The organism is Pseudomonas sp. MPR-R2A5 (assembly GCF_058793055.1).
Window position 1 is genome coordinate 1 of record NZ_JBXAFK010000018.1, and the last position, 17,450, is coordinate 17,450.

Annotated in this window: 18 protein-coding genes; 5 read left to right on the forward strand and 13 right to left on the reverse strand. The window is 61.0% G+C overall.

Annotated elements, in window-relative coordinates; genetic code table 11:
- Nucleotides 1–366 precede the first annotated feature (366 nt).
- Complete coding sequence (locus AC1Q6I_RS14450; RefSeq protein WP_069076168.1) at nucleotides 367–1,341, reverse strand: LysR family transcriptional regulator; 975 nt, start codon at nucleotides 1,339–1,341, stop codon at nucleotides 367–369.
- Nucleotides 1,342–1,524: 183 nt separating this feature from the next.
- On the opposite strand from AC1Q6I_RS14450, the gene AC1Q6I_RS14455 reads away from it, so the two are divergent.
- From AC1Q6I_RS14455 to AC1Q6I_RS14470, 4 genes are all read left to right on the forward strand, one after another.
- Nucleotides 1,525–1,947 carry a RidA family protein gene (locus AC1Q6I_RS14455; protein ID WP_024076555.1) on the forward strand — a complete coding sequence of 141 codons (423 nt, stop codon included), beginning with the start codon at nucleotides 1,525–1,527 and terminating at the stop codon, nucleotides 1,945–1,947.
- Nucleotides 1,944–2,924, forward strand: coding sequence for an NAD(P)H-quinone oxidoreductase (locus tag AC1Q6I_RS14460; RefSeq protein WP_102623651.1), 981 nt, complete (start codon nucleotides 1,944–1,946; stop codon nucleotides 2,922–2,924). The genes AC1Q6I_RS14455 and AC1Q6I_RS14460 overlap by 4 nt, the downstream gene beginning before the upstream one ends.
- A gap of 13 nt (nucleotides 2,925–2,937) precedes the next feature.
- Entirely contained in the window at nucleotides 2,938–3,378 is a 441-nt protein-coding gene (locus AC1Q6I_RS14465) for a type II 3-dehydroquinate dehydratase (RefSeq protein WP_024076557.1), read from the forward strand.
- 101 nt (nucleotides 3,379–3,479) lie between these two features.
- A complete protein-coding gene (locus AC1Q6I_RS14470; RefSeq protein ID WP_024076558.1) occupies nucleotides 3,480–4,730 on the forward strand; it encodes a flavin-containing monooxygenase in 1,251 nt (416 codons plus the stop codon).
- A gap of 94 nt (nucleotides 4,731–4,824) precedes the next feature.
- Here AC1Q6I_RS14470 and AC1Q6I_RS14475 read toward each other — a convergent pair whose 3' ends face one another.
- The 11 genes from AC1Q6I_RS14475 to AC1Q6I_RS14525 all read right to left on the reverse strand — a co-directional run bounded on the left by AC1Q6I_RS14475 (nucleotide 4,825) and on the right by AC1Q6I_RS14525 (nucleotide 15,701).
- Nucleotides 4,825–5,904, reverse strand: coding sequence for a protein-glutamate methylesterase/protein-glutamine glutaminase (locus AC1Q6I_RS14475; protein ID WP_024076559.1), 1,080 nt, complete (start codon nucleotides 5,902–5,904; stop codon nucleotides 4,825–4,827).
- Nucleotides 5,897–6,400 carry a chemoreceptor glutamine deamidase CheD gene (gene cheD / locus AC1Q6I_RS14480; protein WP_024076560.1) on the reverse strand — a complete coding sequence of 168 codons (504 nt, stop codon included), beginning with the start codon at nucleotides 6,398–6,400 and terminating at the stop codon, nucleotides 5,897–5,899. The genes AC1Q6I_RS14475 and cheD overlap by 8 nt, the downstream gene beginning before the upstream one ends.
- Entirely contained in the window at nucleotides 6,397–7,206 is an 810-nt protein-coding gene (locus AC1Q6I_RS14485) for a CheR family methyltransferase (protein ID WP_024076561.1), read from the reverse strand. Before AC1Q6I_RS14485 ends, cheD begins: the two co-directional genes overlap by 4 nt.
- 9 nt (nucleotides 7,207–7,215) lie before the next feature.
- Nucleotides 7,216–7,755 (reverse strand): chemotaxis protein CheW, encoded by a 540-nt coding sequence (locus AC1Q6I_RS14490; RefSeq protein WP_024076562.1) that lies wholly within the window; start codon nucleotides 7,753–7,755, stop codon nucleotides 7,216–7,218.
- 36 nt (nucleotides 7,756–7,791) lie between these two features.
- Entirely contained in the window at nucleotides 7,792–9,450 is a 1,659-nt protein-coding gene (locus tag AC1Q6I_RS14495; protein WP_024076563.1) for a methyl-accepting chemotaxis protein, read from the reverse strand.
- 29 nt (nucleotides 9,451–9,479) lie between these two features.
- On the reverse strand, nucleotides 9,480–11,513 hold the full coding sequence (locus AC1Q6I_RS14500) for a chemotaxis protein CheA (RefSeq protein WP_102623650.1): 2,034 nt from the start codon (nucleotides 11,511–11,513) through the stop codon (nucleotides 9,480–9,482).
- Between the two features lie 41 nt (nucleotides 11,514–11,554).
- Nucleotides 11,555–11,842: an STAS domain-containing protein gene (locus AC1Q6I_RS14505; protein ID WP_024076565.1), complete on the reverse strand. Its 288-nt coding sequence runs from the start codon at nucleotides 11,840–11,842 to the stop codon at nucleotides 11,555–11,557.
- A 23-nt stretch (nucleotides 11,843–11,865) separates the two neighbouring features.
- On the reverse strand, nucleotides 11,866–12,234 hold the full coding sequence (locus AC1Q6I_RS14510; RefSeq protein ID WP_024076566.1) for a response regulator: 369 nt from the start codon (nucleotides 12,232–12,234) through the stop codon (nucleotides 11,866–11,868).
- Nucleotides 12,235–12,243: 9 nt separating this feature from the next.
- On the reverse strand, nucleotides 12,244–13,458 hold the full coding sequence (locus AC1Q6I_RS14515) for a methyl-accepting chemotaxis protein (protein WP_102623649.1): 1,215 nt from the start codon (nucleotides 13,456–13,458) through the stop codon (nucleotides 12,244–12,246).
- Nucleotides 13,459–13,740: 282 nt separating this feature from the next.
- Entirely contained in the window at nucleotides 13,741–15,087 is a 1,347-nt protein-coding gene (locus AC1Q6I_RS14520) for a hypothetical protein (protein WP_102623648.1), read from the reverse strand.
- Between the two features lie 107 nt (nucleotides 15,088–15,194).
- On the reverse strand, nucleotides 15,195–15,701 hold the full coding sequence (locus AC1Q6I_RS14525; protein ID WP_143036974.1) for a hypothetical protein: 507 nt from the start codon (nucleotides 15,699–15,701) through the stop codon (nucleotides 15,195–15,197).
- Between the two features lie 413 nt (nucleotides 15,702–16,114).
- Here AC1Q6I_RS14525 and AC1Q6I_RS14530 point away from each other — a divergent pair, with 413 nt between their 5' ends.
- Nucleotides 16,115–16,666: an FIST N-terminal domain-containing protein gene (locus tag AC1Q6I_RS14530; RefSeq protein ID WP_371858342.1), complete on the forward strand. Its 552-nt coding sequence runs from the start codon at nucleotides 16,115–16,117 to the stop codon at nucleotides 16,664–16,666.
- Nucleotides 16,667–16,682: 16 nt separating this feature from the next.
- Here AC1Q6I_RS14530 and AC1Q6I_RS14535 read toward each other — a convergent pair whose 3' ends face one another.
- Nucleotides 16,683–17,423, reverse strand: a complete 741-nt coding sequence (locus tag AC1Q6I_RS14535) for a gp53-like domain-containing protein (RefSeq protein WP_102623647.1) — start codon at nucleotides 17,421–17,423, stop codon at nucleotides 16,683–16,685.
- Nucleotides 17,424–17,450: the final 27 nt, after the last annotated feature.

Here is a 17,450-nt window from a genome sequence, read left to right on the forward strand (position 1 = left end):
CCGTTACCGCAGCAACGGATATGTACCCGGTCCAAACCAAAAAAATAGTCGGCCCAGAGGCCGCCATCGGGGGCAAGTCGAATCGTCGCACCGCCCGCTCCCACATTTAGGTCGCGATGCATCAGTTAGATAGTCGTCGGCTCCCGAGCCGTCACGGGAGCAAGCTCCCTCGCCACAGGTTCAGGGCCATGCCAAAAGTTGTGTAGATACCCATGCCCCGATAGCGGTGCATCAGCACCCCATCATCCGGCTGCCCCTCCGCAATCGGGAGCAAGCCCCCTCCTACAGTGAACAGACTGTGTGGTTTGGCTAAAAGGGTGCACGCTGCAATTCAGCGTGCCGCGAACGCCACCTTCTGGTGCATTCTCAGTTCACACTGCTGAGCGAGCGCACCGCATGGGGGTCAAAAAAGCTCGGCGGCGCCATGCCGGGGATGTACTGGTCGGACACAAACATGCGGCAGCGCTCGGCAAATGCCGACACCACGCGCGACAGCTGGGTGTTGCTCGCAGTGGCATAGCCCAGCTTCATCGGCCGATGCGCCCCGGCCAGGCGCAGGCGGATCACCCGCTTGCCGTCCTGGGACATGTTCGATTTGGGCCGCGCATTCGCGAAGGAATAGCCAATGCCATTGCCCACCATCGCCCGCACCGTTTCCAGGTTGGTGGAGCGCATGATGATGTTCGGCGTGGTGCCCGCCTGCATAAACAGGCTGAGGAAATAGTCGCGGCTCCAGGGCGTGTCGAGCAGCACCACCGGGTACGCTTCCAGGTCCTGCATGCTGACCGCCGACAGGCTGGCCAACGGGTGATACTCGCCGACCATCACATAGGGCGGCAGGTGCGCGAGGGGTTGGAAGTCGATGTCCGGGCTGGTTACCAGGTCGTAGGTCAGGGCGATATCCAGCTCGCCGCTGCGCAGTTTTTCCAGCAGTTCCTCATGGTTGCCTTCGGTTTGGGTCAACCGCACGCCGGGAAACGCGCGACCAAAACCAAACACCAATTCGGGCGTGATCATCGGCGCCAGCGACTCCAGGCAGCCCACCCGCAACGGCCCGCGCACCGTGTTCAATGATTCCGAGGCGATGGTATAGAGGTTGCTCATCTGCTCCAGGATCTGCTTGGCCTCTTGCATCACCAAGCGCCCCACGGCGGTCAGGGAAATACCCTGGGCGTGATGACGGATAAACAACTGGATGCCCAGTTCGGCTTCCATATGGGTGATCGCCGCCGAGATCGACGGCGATGACACATGAATGCGCTCAGCGGCCGCACTGATGCTGCCCGCCTCTCCCGACGCCACAAAATACTCCAGTTGACGCTGAGTAATACGACTGAGCATCACACCTGCCCCTCAACAATGACTGTGCAGGCGACGTTGCAGGGTTCGTGCCGGGTCCTGCGCGCGCCGATGACCTGCACGGGCTTCGGATTTTCCTAAGCACTACCCCGCGCAAATGCTGGTTTCGCGAGAACGGAGGCGATGTGAAGCTGAACTCATCCCGCTTGCAATGAGTTGCCTGCTATGCCGACCCACACCCGTATCCGCATGTTCAATACCAAAGAAACCTACCCCAACCAGGCGCTGGACAACGACCTGTGCCAGGCCGTGCGCGCCGGCAATACCATCTATGTGCGCGGCCAGATCGGCACCGACTTCGACGGCAACCTGGTCGGCCTCGGCGACCCGCGCGCCCAGGCCGAACAGGCGATGAAAAACGTCAAGCAACTGTTGGAAGAAGCCGGTTCCGACCTGTCGCACATCGTCAAGACCACCACCTATTTGATCGACCCGCGCTACCGCGAGCCGGTGTACCAGGAGGTTGGCAAATGGCTCAAGGGCGTGTTCCCGATTTCCACCGGGCTGGTGATTTCCGGCCTGGGCCAGCCCGAGTGGCTGATGGAGATCGATGTGATCGCCGTGGTGCCGGACGATTGGACCGTATGAACGCGGTGATCGCCCGCGAGCCCGGTGGGCCAGAGGTGTTGCAGTTAGTGCAACGCCCGGTGCCGTCGCCCCAGCCTGGCGAAGTGCTGATTCGTGTCGCGGCCGCGGGTGTCAACCGCCCGGACCTGATGCAACGCAGCGGCTTGCCGACACCGCCCGGTGTCACCGACGTACTGGGCCTGGAAGCGGCAGGCATCGTGGTTGCACGGGGTTGCGATGTGGACGAATTTGCCGTGGGCGATCGCGTGATGGCGCTGCTCAACGGCGGTGGCTACGCCGAGTACTGTGTGGCCGAGGCGGCGCACTGCCTGCCGGTACCCGTGGGCGTGTCATTGCACCACGCCGCCGGCATACCGGAAGCCGCGTTTACGGTATGGCACCACCTGTTTGAACTGGGGCGCCTGCGCAGTGGCGACAGCGTGCTGATCCACGGCGCCGCCAGTGGCGTCGGCAGCTTCGCCGTGCAGTGCGCCCAGGCTGCCGGTGCGCGGGTGATCGCCACCGCTGGCGGCGCGCAGAAAGTCGCGATGCTGCAAGCGCTCGGCGTTTGGCGCGCGCTCGACCGCCACACGGAAGACTTCGTCCGGGTGGTGCAGGACTGCACCGAAGATCGCGGCGTGGACGTGGTCCTGGATAACGTCGGTGGCCCCTACGTGGCGCGCAACCTGGCGGCGCTGGCGATGGGGGGTCGGCATGTGAGCCTGTCGTTCCTGCAAGGCGCGCACATTGAGCTGGACCTGGGCCTGTTGATGCGCAAAAGCCTGAGCCTCACCTCATCGTCCCTACGCCCTAAAAGCCACGCCGAAAAAGCCCGCCTGGCGGTGTGCATCCGCTCCCGCGTTTTGCCCTGGCTGGCGTCCGGCCTGGTCAGCCCGCAGCTGCATGCGCAAATCCCCCTCGCCCAGGCTGCCGAAGCTCATCGGCTGCTGGAAGCCAACGCCAATGTCGGCAAAGTCGTGCTGAGCGTCGCGCACTAAGCAGGAGAACCCCATGCCCCACACCGTGTATTTCCTCAATGGGCCCAACGCCAACCTGTATGGGTTGGATAGCAACGGCACCTACGGCAATGAGAGTTTTGCCAGCATCGAAGCACGCTGCCAACGCCACGCCGCCGAACTGGGCTTGAGGCTGGACTTTCGCCAGAGCAACCACGAAGGCGTGCTGGTGGACTGGATTCAAGAAGCGCGCCTGCACGCTGACGCCCTTGTGATCAACGCCGCCGGGCTGAGCTACAGCTCGGTGCCGATCCTCGACGCGCTGCTGGCCTTCGACGGCCCGATCATCGAGGCGCACATGAGCAATATCTGGAAGCGCGAACGCTTCCGGCATCACTCCTACCTCTCCAAGGCCGCCACCGGCGTCATCGCCGGGCTCGGGGCGTTGGGTTACGAACTGGCACTTACCGCCGTGGCCGAGTTGCTCAAGCCTTGAATGCGCACTCGAAAACACAGCAGCTCCCCGCGGGCGCTCGACAACGCTCGCATCGGAACGTCGGCGTCGCTGATAAACCTCTCACTTTCCAGGAAACGCACATGTCAGTAGAAACCATCAACACCCTGGTCGTCGGCGCAGGCCAGGCCGGTGTCGCCATGAGCGAACACCTGTCCCTGATGGGCGTGCCGCATATCGTGCTGGAACGCCACCGCATCGCCGAACGTTGGCGTTCGGAGCGCTGGGACTCGCTGGTCGCCAATGGCCCGGCCTGGCACGACCGCTTCCCCGGCCTGACGTTCGAAGGCATTTCCCCCGAAGCCTTCCCGCCCAAGGAGCGCATGGCTGACTACTTCGAAGCGTACGTCGAGCGGTTACAGGCGCCCGTGCGCACCGGCGTAGAAGTGCACCAAGTGGAGCGTCATGTCGGCCGCCCCGGCTTCAAAGTCACCACCTCGGCCGGCGTGATCGAGGCTGCCAACGTGGTGGCCGCCACCGGCCCGTTCCAACGCCCCGCCATCCCGAACATCGTCCCCGCCACCGCACCGCTGCACCAACTGCACTCCTCCACCTATAAAAACCCCGGCCAACTGCCCGAAGGCGCCGTCCTGGTAGTCGGTGCCGGCGCCTCCGGCGCGCAAATCGCCGAAGAACTGCAAAAGGCCGGCAAGACCGTGTACCTCTCGGTCGGCGAACACTACCGCCCTCCCCGCGCCTACCGCGGCCGCGACTACTGCTGGTGGCTCGGCGCCCTAGGCCTGTGGGACGAAGTCAAAATCCAGCCGAAGAAAAAACACGTTGCCTTCGCCGTCAGCGGCTACGAAGGGGGCAAGACCGTCGACTTCCGGCGCCTGGCGCACCAAGGCATCCACCTGGTGGGCGTCACCCAGGGCTGGAACGACGGCATCATGACCTTCCAACCCGGCCTGGCCGAGAACGTGGCCGAAGGGGATCGTGCGTACTTTGACGTCCTGCGTGAGGCGGATGCCTATATCGAGTCGAACGGCCTGGCATTTCCACCGGAACCCGAAGCCTGGAAGCTGCTGCCCGACCCGGCATGCCTGATTAACCCGACCCTCAGCCTGAACCTGGCCGAAGCCGGCGTGACCACGATCCTCTGGGCCACTGGCTTCACGTTTGATTTCGGCTGGTTGAAGGTGGATGCATTCGACGAGAACGGCGAGCCGTTCCACAAACGCGGGATCTCGGCGCAGAGCGGCATCTACTTCCTGGGCCTGCCAAACCTGGTGAACCGCGCATCGTCGTTTATCTATGGGGTTTGGCATGACGCGAAGTACCTGGCCGATCACATCGTGTTGCAGAACGAGTACATGGCCTATAAGAAGCCTTAGCGCCTTGCTCCGTAGCCTGCAGTTGCGTCCAGATCCGCCGGTTTGTGCGCTTGAGTGGGACTCGTCGATGTTTATGACTGGCTGGCGTTCACCTTCACTTGTACAAGATCGCCTGATGAATGTCCTCCAGCGCCATGATGCGCTGGGCGGCGTTGAGCTTGATCGCCTCCTTGGGCATGCCGAACACCACGCAACTGGCCTCGTCCTGGGCCACCGTGGCGGCTCCGGCCTCAAGCATCTCCTTGAGCCCGCGTGCGCCGTCGTCGCCCATGCCGGTCATGATGATGCCGGTGGCATTCCTGCCGGCGAACTTGGCCACCGAGCGAAACAGCACATCCACTGACGGCCGATGCCGGTTGACCAGCGGCCCGTCGATCACCTGGGCGTGATAATAGGCACCACTGCGGGTGACCATCAGGTGCTTGCCGCCAGGCGCGATCAAGGCCAGGCCGGGCAGGATGCGGTCGTTGTTGCGCGCCTCGCGTACCTCGATCTCGCAGACGCTGTTGAGGCGCTCGGCAAAGGAGGCGGTGAATTTCTCGGGCATGTGCTGCACGATCACCATGCCGGGGCACACCCTCGGCAATGCTGTCAGCACCGCCTCCAGTGCCTGGGTACCGCCGGTGGAGGTGCCAATGGCGACGATACGTTCCGTGGTCTGTGCCATGGCGTGGCCATTGGCGGGCAGGATCGCATCCGCACTGAGCTTGCTGGGCGGGGCCAGTGACGGCGCCGGGCTGGCGGCGCGCTTTCCCAGGTTCTTGACGTTGGAGTTCGCCGCGGCACGGATCGCGGCCACCAACTCGGCCGCCGACTCGATCAGGAAACTCTTCAGCCCGGTCGTGGGCTTGGTGATGATTTCCACGGCACCGGCCGACAGCGCTTGCAGGGAGGTCTCCGCGCCTTTCTGGGTCAGCGAGGAACAGATCACCACCGGCGTCGGCCGCTCGCTCATGATTTTCTTCAGAAAGGTGATGCCGTCCATGCGCGGCATTTCCACGTCCAGTACGATCACATCCGGCCATTCCCGGGCGAGTTTGTCCATGGCAAAGATCGGGTCAGAGGCGGCACCCATCACGTGGATATCCGGTGTATCGCTGAGAATCGCCAGCAGCACCTGGCGTACTACGGCCGAGTCATCGACCAGCAGCACACTGATTTTTTTGTTAGGCATTTTGTTGAAGTGTTCCCATTGGTTGGTGCCGAACCCAGACGTTGCCGTTCCACAGGTCGAACATGATCGTGCGGTAACCGGTACTGCCCATGTCCTGGGCCGCCAAGTGCAGGTGATAGCGCTCGGCCAAGGCCAGCGCCGCGCGAATATTCAGGCTGGCCACGTCCTGCGTCGGCCGCTGGCGTTGCTGTTCGGGAAACATCCTGCCGCCACCGAACAGCTTGACCTGGTAATCCTGTGCCTGCGTGCCATTGAGGTGGGCGTGTTGCACCAGCAGTTCCAGGGCCTCATCGGCATACTTGCCGTCCAGGGACTGATGGTTGCGCAAGCGCCCCGGCAGCATGAAGTGGCACATGCCGCCGATCTGCCGTTGCGGGTGCCAAAAGGTGATAGCTACGCAGGAACCGAGCAAAGTGCGCAGGCGCGTCGGCCGCGTCGCAAAGCTGACCTGCCCAGGTGCCAATACCACTTCGGCCACGCCGACAGGCTTTTTCATGGCTTGCGGTAAATCGACGGTGCCACCAGCTTCAAGGTGTCATTCACACCGTGGAGGCTTTCCGAATGACTGATGATGAAGTAACCGCCGGGCTTGAGCAGCGGCAACAGGCGCGCAACCACCTGGCTCTTGGTCGGCTGGTCGAAATAAATCATCACGTTGCGCAGGAAGATCACCTCGAACTCGCCGAGTGCGGGCAGCGCTTCGTTGAGGTTGACCTGGACAAAATTGACCCGGTTACGCAAGGTCTTGTCGATCAGGAAGGTGCCTTCCTGGCGACCAATGCCCTTGAGGCAGTACTTGGTCAGCAGCGGCTGGGGCAGCGTCTCGGTGCGCTCCATGGTGTAATGACCACTGCGCGCCTTGGCCAGCATCTGGGTACTGATGTCCGAACCGACCACTTCCCAGGGGGTGGTGCCCAGGCTCTCGGCCAGGGTCATCGCCAGGCTGTAGGGTTCTTCGCCCGAGGAGCTGGCCGCACTCCACACACGAAACACCTTGCCCGGCACGACCTTGGGCAGCACCTGTTGACGCAGGAAGTCGAAGTGCTTGGGCTCACGGAAAAAATAGGTTTCGTTGGTGGTCAGCAAATCCAGGGCAACCTGCAGTTCGCCCGTGCGTTGGTCATTCATGATCAGCTTGAAATACTCACCATAGCTCTGCAGCTCATAGTGCTTGAGACGCTTGAACAGGCGCCCGGCCACCAGGGCTTTCTTGGCCGGCGACAGGTTGATGCCGGCAGCGCGGTACAGCCAGGATTGGAACTGGCCGAATTCACGATCGTCGATAACGGCGGTGTCTGGCATGGTCGGGCCTCAACGCAGGTCAAGGTCGAGAGCCGGCGCCTGGCCGCCCTCGGCGAGGCTGGACATCTCATCGATGGACAGCACCTTGTCCACCTCCAACACAATCACGAACTTGCCGTCGACCTTGGCCATGCCACTGATGAAATCGGCGCGAATCCGCGCGCCGAAGCTGGGCGGCGGCTCGATCTGCGTGGCGGGGATCTCCTGCACGGCAGACACCGTATCGACCAGCAGCCCGATGTCCTGGGGCTGGCCATCTTCGGTACTCGCCTCGATGATGATCACGCAGGAACGCCGGGTGATCGCCGAATTGGCCCGGCCGAAGCGCGCCGACAAATCGACCACCGGCACTACCGCGCCACGCAGGTTGATCACCCCGCGCACGAAGGCGGGCATCATCGGCACCACGGTCAGGCTGCCGTATTCGATAATTTCCTTGATCCCCAGAATGCCGAGGGCAAACATTTCGCCGCCAAGCATAAAGGTCAGGTATTGCGCGTCCTCGTCCACCGCAACCGCGGCATGCCGAGTCGTCATCACTGCGCCCATGTCATTCTCCCTGTAGGCCCGCATCGATTCTTGTGATCAGAAGCGGGTGAATTCCGATTCGTCCGGGGCACTGGCCATGCTGTAGGCGAAGGCCTTGCGCGGCGCCTGTGGTTTCGGGCGTGGCGGTTGACGGTTGGGCTTGCTGCCAGGGCTGTCCACGCTGCTGCTTTGAACCGCGGCCTTGGGCGTTGAATCCAGCACGAAGAAGCTCATGGCCTGTTGCAGTTGCTCGGCCTGGCTGCTCATTTCTTCGGCGGTGGCGGCCAGTTCCTCGCTGCTTGAAGCATTTTGCTGGGTCACTTGGTTGAGCTGGGTCATCGCCGTATTGATCTGCGCGACACCTGCGGCCTGTTCCTCGGACGCGGCGCTGATTTCCTGCACGAGGTCGGAAGTCTTGTTGATCGAGGGCACCATTTCGTCAAGCAACTTGCCGGCCTTCTCGGCCATGTCCACGCTGCTGGAGGACAGTTCGCCAATTTCCTGGGCGGCGACCTGGCTGCGTTCGGCCAGCTTGCGCACTTCGGCCGCCACCACGGCGAACCCCTTGCCATGCTCACCGGCCCGAGCGGCCTCGATGGCGGCATTGAGGGCGAGCAGGTTGGTCTGGTAGGCGATGTCATCGATGATGCTGATGCGCTGGGCGATTTTCTTCATCGCGACCACCGTCTGCTGTACCGATTCGCCGCCCTCGGTGGCTTCCTTGGCGGCCTTGCTGGCCATGCCGTCGGTGACCTTGGCGTTTTCAGTGTTCTGGTTGATGCTGGCGCTCATCTGCTCGACCGATGCACTGGTTTCCTCGACGCTGGCGGCCTGTTCACTGGTGGCCTGGCTCATCGATTGCGCAGTGGCGCTGACCTCCTCGGAAGCGCTGGCCAGGTTATCGGCGGCGTTGCGTACTTCACCGATGATATGTGCCAGCTTGCCGACCATGTTGCGCATGGCGTTGAGCACCATGCCGGTTTCATCTTTGGCACCCGGCTCGATGTGGGCGTTGAGGTTGCCTTCGGCCAATTGCTCGGCGGCAGTCGCGGCTTGCTTCAACGGACGGGAAATGATCCGCGCAATGAACATCGCCAGGCCCAGGCCAATCAACAAGGCGGCGATCAGCACCGCGATGATCGACACGCGTGCGCTTTCGTACAGCGCCGCGCCCTTGTCACCCGCAATGGTCGCCCCGCCGTCGTTGAGCTCGACCATTTTCTGCAAGCGGCTGGTCACTTCATCGAAATGCTCCTTGGACTCGCCCCTGAGCAAACCGCGCGCCTGGGCTTCCTGATTCTGCCGGGACAGCTCGAGCAACTGCTTGCTGGTCGCCAGGTAGGAGGCCCAGGCGCTTTTCACGCTGGCCAGGAGCTGACGGTCTTCATCGTTGGACAACAACTGCTCATAGGTCCCGAGGCGGGTTTCGAACTGTTGGCGCGAGTCCACGGCCTCACGTTCAGCCTGGGCCTTTTCCTCGGCAATCTCGGTACCGATGTGGCGGTTTTCTTTCAAGCGGTAGTTGGCGGCAAAAAAACGCATGCCGGCCGCTGCGCGCATGGAGGGCATCCAGTTGCCCTTGATGTCCTGGGCCGCCTGGTTGACCGCACCGAGCTGGTGGATGGCGAAGCCGCCCATGGCGGCGGTAAGCGCCAGGACCACCAGGAACGAGCTGATCAACTTGGTGGAAATCTTAAGATCGTAGAACCATTTCATCGGGGAACCTCCATGGAGTTGCGAATACGTCAGCGAGCGACGGCCGGTGGCGATTGAGGCACCTGGGTCGTGCGGGCTTCCAGTTGTACGATTTGGTTGAGCAGTGCCGGTATATCCAGGATCAGGGCCACCGCGCCGCTGCCCAATATGGTCGAGCCGCTGATGCCGCGCAGTGCGCCAAACAACTTGCCCAGGGGTTTGATCACGGTCTGGAACTCCCCGAGCAGCTCATCGACCACCAGCCCGGCCTTGTGCTCGGCGTAGCGCACCACCACCACATTCTGGCGGCGCGAGGCGGGGCCTTCGTGGCTGAAGTGGTCGCGCAGGTCCACCAGCGGCAACACTTCGCCACGCAGGTCCAGGTAGCCCTTGTCGCGGCTGGACTGGCGCTGGCGCTCATCCAGTTCGATGCATTCCTGGACCATGTCCAGCGGAATCACATAAGTGGACTGGTCGATGCCCACCAGGAACCCATTGATGATCGCCAACGTCAGCGGCAGGCGGATGCGCACCACGGTGCCCTGGCCGGGGCGGCTGTCCAGGTCGACGGTGCCGCGCAACAGGGTGATATTGCGCTTGACCACGTCCATGCCCACGCCACGCCCGGACAGATTGGTCACGGCCTCGGCGGTGGAGAAACCCGCTTCGAAGATCAGGTTGTAGATCTCCTGGTCGGTGAGCACCGCACCGCTGGCCACCAGCCCGCGCTCCTGGGCTTTGGCCAGGATGCGTTCACGGTGGAGCCCGGCGCCATCGTCGGCGATTTCAATGACGATGCTCCCCGAGTCATGGTACGCATTGAGGCTCAAATGGCCTTTGGCCGACTTACCGGCCGCACGCCGGGCATCGGCGCTTTCGATACCGTGGTCCATGGCGTTGCGCAGCAGGTGCATCAGTGGGTCGCCGATTTTCTCGACAACCGTCTTGTCCAGTTCGGTTTCCGCGCCGCTGATGATCAGTTCGATGTCCTTGCCCAGCTCCTGGCTGATATCGCGCACCACGCGGCGGAAGCGGTTGAACGTGTCGCCGATGGGGATCATGCGCAAGTGCAGGGCGCCATCGAGGATCTCTTCCACCAACCCCGATACCGTCGAGGTGGCCTCTTGCAGAGGGTCGTTGTTACAGGAGCGGGCCAGCAGGCTCGCGCCGGCACTGGCAATCACCAGCTCGCCGACCAGGTTGATCAACTCGTCGAGCTTGTCGGCATTGACCCGCACGTAATTACCGTCCCGGGGTTTCGCCTCGCTGGCTGCCGGCTGGCGCTGCGCCGAAGCCGTCATGGCGCCTTGCTCTGCCGGCGTGACCTGTTCGCTGCCCAGGTCGCTGTCGGGCGTGGGATCGACGGCAACGATGTGCACTTCACAATCGTCACGCACGAAGTCGAACACTTCGTTGAGGGTGGCGTGGCTGGCTGTCGAGCGCAGGTCGATCTCGAAACCCAGGTAGCAGCTCTCCGGGTCCCAGCTTTCCAAGGCCGGGATGCTATCGGTGAGGATCGTGACCTGCATCATCTGCCCCAAGGTCTCGAGGTAACGCAGAAACGACAGCGGGTCCATGCCATTGCGGAACACATCCGCGCCGAAGCGCAGGGAGATGTGCCACAGCACGTCGGTGGGAGTGCCTGTGCAGGCCGCGGCGGTTTCGACGCGTTGGGCCGGGGTGCCAGGTGCCTGATACGTGCTCAGCGCCTCGCGCAATGCCGCTTCACGTTCCAGGGCCTCGGGCTGCAACGTTTCGCCCCGATGGGCGACGACGTCGATCAACTCGAGCATATGGTCGCCGCACTTGAGCAACATCGCGATCAGCGTGGCATCGACCGCCACACTGCCGTCGCGCAGGCGGTCGAGTACGTCCTCGACAATATGCGTAAAACTCACGACAGGCTCCAGGCCGAACAGGCCGGCGGAACCCTTGATGGTGTGGGCAGCACGGAAAATCGCGCCAATGGCATCCTGGTCGCCGGGCTCGCTTTCCAGTTGCAGCAAGGATTGCTCCATGGCTTGCAACAGCTCGCGCGCCTCGACGATGAATGTCTGCTGTGCCTGATCGAGATTGATGCTCACCTGAACTTTCCTTGTCGATCAATGAACGTGGATGGCGCTGACTACAAGACCGCGCCGCGACACAGTTGGAGTGCCTGCGTGACCGCCTGGCTCTGGCCGATCACGCTCAAGGCTGTGCCGGCGATGCCGGCTTCACGCTGGATGACCGCGAGCAATTGCAGGCCGGCGCCATCCAGTTCCGTGACCTGCGACAGGTCCAGTGCCATGCGTGGCGTCGCGCCCAGCTGCGGCAGCAGCGCGCCCGCCAGCTCGGCGACGGTGTAGATCGTCAGTTCGCCGTCAATGCACACGCGGGTGGTGTCATCGAACGTTTCATGGGTGATGGGCATGGGAGCCTCCCTGGCGCCGGGTGTCAGGGCAGAATCAGTTTTGAGACCGCTGCCAGCATCTGTGCCGGCTGGAACGGCTTGACCACCCACGCCTTGGCGCCAGCGGCCTGGCCCTCGGCCTTCTTCGATTCCTGGGACTCGGTGGTCAGCATGATGATCGGGGTGAACTTGTAGTTGGCCAGCTTCTTGACCTCCTTGACGAAGGTGATGCCGTCCATGTTGGGCATGTTTACGTCGCTGATGATCAGGTGCACCTTCTGCCCGGTGAGCTTGCCCAGGGCATCCCGGCCGTCGCACGCTTCGATCACGTCGTAACCGGCGCTTTTCAAGGCAATGCCGACCACTTGCCGCACACTGCTGGAGTCGTCGACCACTAATACATTCTTCGCCATGAGGTGCTCCTAAAAGAAGGTAATGTCTTGAGAATTCTGCTGCACGGCCGCTTCGCCATGATGGATGCGCCGTTGCTCGTCGGTGGCATAAGTGGCTTCCATGCGCGCCAGCCACTGCCGGGCGTCGACGGCGATCGCCTGGTCAGGGGCCTGGCTGGCCTGCAGGAGGTGGTCATGCAAGGCGTGCATGTTGTCTCGCACGTGACTGAGGATCTGGCTGACCCGGTCCTGGAATTGCAGGTTGACCAGCACCTCGGTCATCTCATCACGAATGCCGTAGCTTTCCTGCTTGAGCAGGTCGGCGGACTCGGCCAGGCGCCCGGTGATGTTCTGGAAGCGCTCGAGCACCACTTGAATGCTGTTTTCGGACGCCGCCACCGAGTGGCTGTCCTGGTCGGCGCTGCTGGACGCGGCCTGTACCAGTTGGGTAATGGCGTTATTGATGATGTCGACCTTGGCCGACATCTGTTGGCCGGTTTCACTGGATTTGCTCGACAGGCTGCGCACCGCATCGGCCACCACGGCGAAGCCACGACCGGCTTCGCCAGCCCGCGCCGCCTCGATGGCCGCGTTGAGCGCCAGCAGGTTGGTTTGCGCGGCAATCGCCGCCACGTCGGCGGCCATGGTGCGCAGTTCACCGGTATAGGCGGTGAGGCTACGGACCTGGGCCAGGGTTTGGTCACGGCTGCTTTGGGTCGCCTTGAGCGAATTGATCACCTGGCTCAGCTCACTGTCGCTGCGCGCCAGCACCTCAAGCGCGCCGTCGGCGGCCTGGCCATCCAGCTCACCCGCAGCGTGCTGCGAGGCTTGTACCGTTTCCTGCAACCGTGCGGCAATGCCGGTAAAACGGTTGGCCAGGCTCACAATGGCTTCTTCGGTCTGATGGCGCGAGCTTTCCACCTGCTTGGCCCAGATCGGCATGGCGCCCAGCAACACTTCATCAAGCTGTGCCCGCGCGGCCATGCCGTTATGTGCCGCGTCCGCGTCGGCCTGATCCGCCTGCGCACGCGCAATGGCTCGCCGCGTGGCGTCACGCTGCGAACCCGCGCTCCAGGCACAGGCACCGAAGCCGATCAACACCAGTACCGCGCAGGCCGCCAGGTTGGCCGCAGAAGTTGATTGCACCAATATCCACACGACGGCGGGCAGGACCGGGATGAAAGCAAACCAGCGAAAACGCGGATGACCGGTAGGGGAAATGCGGCTGGCTTGACGCTGGGTCATGAGTTCGATCCTTGAACGTTGTTGCGGATATAAACGACATAGGGTTTATCTGCGCAGTACAGAACAACTTTAGACACCTTATGTGCCTTCCGTCTGATTTATGACCAACGGATGAACGTCCACGGTGTTCAGTCCCGCTGAAGCTGCGCCTTTCGAATCGCTGCCGTTAACGTCCGCTCATGACGTTGAGAAGCCTCGGGGGCTGGCTACGCCGCGCTCTTGCGCCATTGCCCCCCAACCGGCGGTGATAGAGGACCGCCCTTGACCGTCTTCACCCAAGCCTCAAGGTTTGAACCCCCTCATCAACTTGAACAGATGGCCGGGCCAGATCCATCGTGCGTTGGGCTGGTCGCGGGTGTCTGCGAGGGTGTCGAAGGCATTGCGATTGAGCGCCGTATCCACAGGGGCATTCAGGGTAGAGGACGGCGACGCTTGATCATCAGGGGCGTTGGCTGGCTTGCTCATCCGGCCGGTGACCGGGTCGATGCTATAGCCAGCCGCCTTGCCTTTTTCGGTCAGGCCCCATACGCCATTAACGATACCCGAGAGTGCTTCGGAGGGCGGCAGCCTTATGGACTTGTCCGTGGTGCGAACAATGTGATCCTCGATCCGGACTCGCGTGTAGGTGGCGAACTCGCTGCCCAGCGGCGGTTGCTGATCGCCCTCGCTGGAGAACTTGTTCACCATCTTCTCCAGGAACGGTATCCCCCCGATGTTCATGAACGCTCCATGGTCTGGATGCAGGATGTATCGCAAAAAACCCTGGTCGATACGGGTACTGTTGATCGCCGAACCATTGAGGACGCGTGAGGCGATTGCAGCATCTTCCGGCTTGAAATCGAAAGTCACTCGATACCGCTCCGCGTCATAGCCGGTGTTGCCCCCCAAGAGCTGGCGGCCATCGCTGTGATGACGATAGGTGCCGAGTGTCATGGCCAATGCATCGACATAAACCAAATCCACTCCCTGCGCCTGCGCATAAGCATACATATCCGCGAACAAGGCACGATCCTCGCGGTTAAGGAAAAGGTTAGGGTTTAGGGTGCCATTGAAGCGGGTAAACGGTGGCTTGGCGACCGGTGGCTCGGTGTTGCTACCAAACAGGCGCGAAATCATGAGGTCACGGTGGGAATTGGACTTGGCCGGCGCCGGAGGCTCCATCGATCGCAGCTCTTCCCATGCGGCACGTCGCTCATTGAGGGTGAAAGGCCCGCCGTCGTCGTGGGCAATCAGCTGGAGTTGATCGCGCGTGAGGCCCTTGAACGGGTTGGTATCAGAACCGTTGACGAAGCCGGTCGCTTGTCGAGCCCGTGCCAGGAGATCCGGGTTATCGGTAGAGGGGACCTGCGCGTCGTGCTGCGCTTGGTTGACGAAGTACTGATCGCCGGTAATCGAGTCGAGCAGGCTGGTATCGTTTTGGCCGATGCGGGTTTCGGCACGCGTTGCGGCTTCACTCAATTGCTGAGCCAGGATTGAGACTGAGCTGAAGGTGCCACTATCGGTTGCTGAACCATAGGTATCGGGTTTGACTTCATCGCCTGGCGACACCGAAGAGCGAGGCGTGGCGTTGACTGAGCTGTTTGCCACGGGGTTGTAAGCCGACGATGCGGCAGGATTGATAATGACCATGAGCATTCACCTTGGCTTGGGAAAACAGCAACGGTGCGATGAAAAGTCTATTGTCAAATCTGGAAAGCAACCCGCAGCCAAATAGGCTGCGAGTACTTTTTGTTTTATTAATATCGATATCGGAATGTCACTGAGTCGGTGCCGGCAGGATTTACATAACGTGGCGTACCGCCAAATACACGATGGTAGATCACGACTCGTGAGCCATGCCCGAAAGCCTGAGCATTAAAGTCTGACAATGTCCCGGATGAATTTGGATAGATTTCCCTACAGTCCTCTTGAGAGCTGAACGGCCGGGAGTAACACAGCTGTACCACTTCTCTAATGCCCTGAGGATAATAAGTTGTATTCCATTGAATCTCTAACAACTGTTTGGGGTCAATGAGTGTACCTTGGGGAATATCCGCAGCCAAAACATTGAAACTCGCAAGCCCGACGCCTGGCTGGGTGTCAGAGTTAGATAAAACAAGAACGGGGTTGGGCGCTGCTGTTTTAGTAATAGCGTTTTCTGCCGCAAAAGCAGTCCCATGAGTAGACGTTACAAAAACCGCTAACAAAGCGAGCAACGTTCGTCTTTGAGTAATACCGCGCGCCCATACAATCGTGCCTTTCATAATCATCACCCTAGCGTCAGTTATTAACATGTCAGGTTCAAATCAATCCAGCTGTAAGCATCACGCCCCTACCATTGCACGATTTAATTACCGTAGAAAGCCAAGTACTTCCTAAAAACACGAAGGACAGCACTGTCATACATGAAAGTAGGAATTCGTAAGTAACTTCCTAGTCCCGCCAGTATTACCGCTCGCAACCCCTTAACCCATCTTCCCGCGAATGGCCGCTCACATCACCTGAATGATGAGCCGGTTATTTCTTGTCTTTCTGACTGACAAACCCAAAGAGGGAGTGCCCTGCGCTCATTCGTCGCATCTTTGCGTCCTCCCCTCCAGCCCTCACCGAACCCGCCGATAACCCTACTAACCGCATGCCTATGACCTGCGCCCCTCCACCCGTTCGAGCCAGCCCTATGAACCCACTTTCCCTTCTAAAAAAAGCCCGGGCCGATCGTCAAGGCACCACCACCCTCACCTGCACCGCCAATGAATTGGAGTCCTCATTGGCCACCCTGCGCATCACACCCACCCTGATCACCGGTTTCATCTCCCCTCACCTGGACATCGACCAGGTCGCCGTCAAGCTCAAGCGCCGCTTTCCGCAAACCGCCATCAGCCTGTGCACCACCTCCGGTGAGTTGTGCAACGCCGCCCATTCGCTGTATTGCGCGACCGGCGAGCGCTGGGACCGGATGGTGTTGCAGCTGTTTGATGACAGTGTGATTGCCTCTGCCGAGGTGGTGATGGTGCCGTTGGAGTGTGAGGACATTCGCAGCGGCGGCAAGCGCTTGGGGATGCAGGAGCGGATCGCCAAGTTGGTGGCCAATATCAAGCGGGTGCAGGTGCACACCTCGATCGATCACCGCGATACCTTGGCGTACGTGGTTGTAAGCGCGCGTCGGATTTGGCACCACTTGACGCATCACTTGGCACCAGCGAGGCCTACCAGAACCCCTAACATTTAGCGGGAGATTTGGCACTTCAGTAGCCTGGCGCCTTTCCAATCGCTCGCCAGTGAACCGTTACCCCATAGTTCACCGTATCGTTAAACAGCCTGTATTGCGTATTGCTTACCGCATAAGCACCCGCCGAGTTGCCATCACCGTCTGTGGCATTAGGAGATATTTTGTTGCCGAAGCAGTTGTAGACCTCCGCAAATGGCGTTGGAAAGTCTATTGGGGCACTCACGCCGTCGGCACCTACGCCGCCTTGCCCCCACTGCTCCAAAAGCCCCGTAGCGCTATCCAGCTTCCACCCATTGGTGCTCAACAACGCTGTGTTCTTGTTTTGTTTTGCAGAGTCAAGAGCGTCCAGCGCTGCCTGAATAGTCTGATGCAGTGAATTCAGAAGTGAATCGGTTGCTGTCTTGGTGTAGGCATCGCCGATGCCATAACCGGCGAGAGTGATAGCATTGTTTGCTTTCCCGGACAGTAGAAAGTCAGTCTGATTTTTCGTGTACGCATCGATAATGCCGTACCCGGCCAATGACGTTGCCTTCACCGCATAGCTAGCAACCGCTGCCCGAATCGCCTTTAACACCTGAGTGTTGTCCTCAGCATCTAGGGCAGGAAGATAAGCAAGGATGAAATGACACAGCTCTTCCTGGACCAGGTTGAGCCATTCGGCTTTGACTGGAGTGGGAGCGACTCCGCCCACGTTAGTGCCATATCGAAAGGCTCCGCCAGGCGTCGTTAGGTCTGTGAAAGCAGATATTCTATCCATCAAGCAAAACTCCTACGGCCCCGAGAT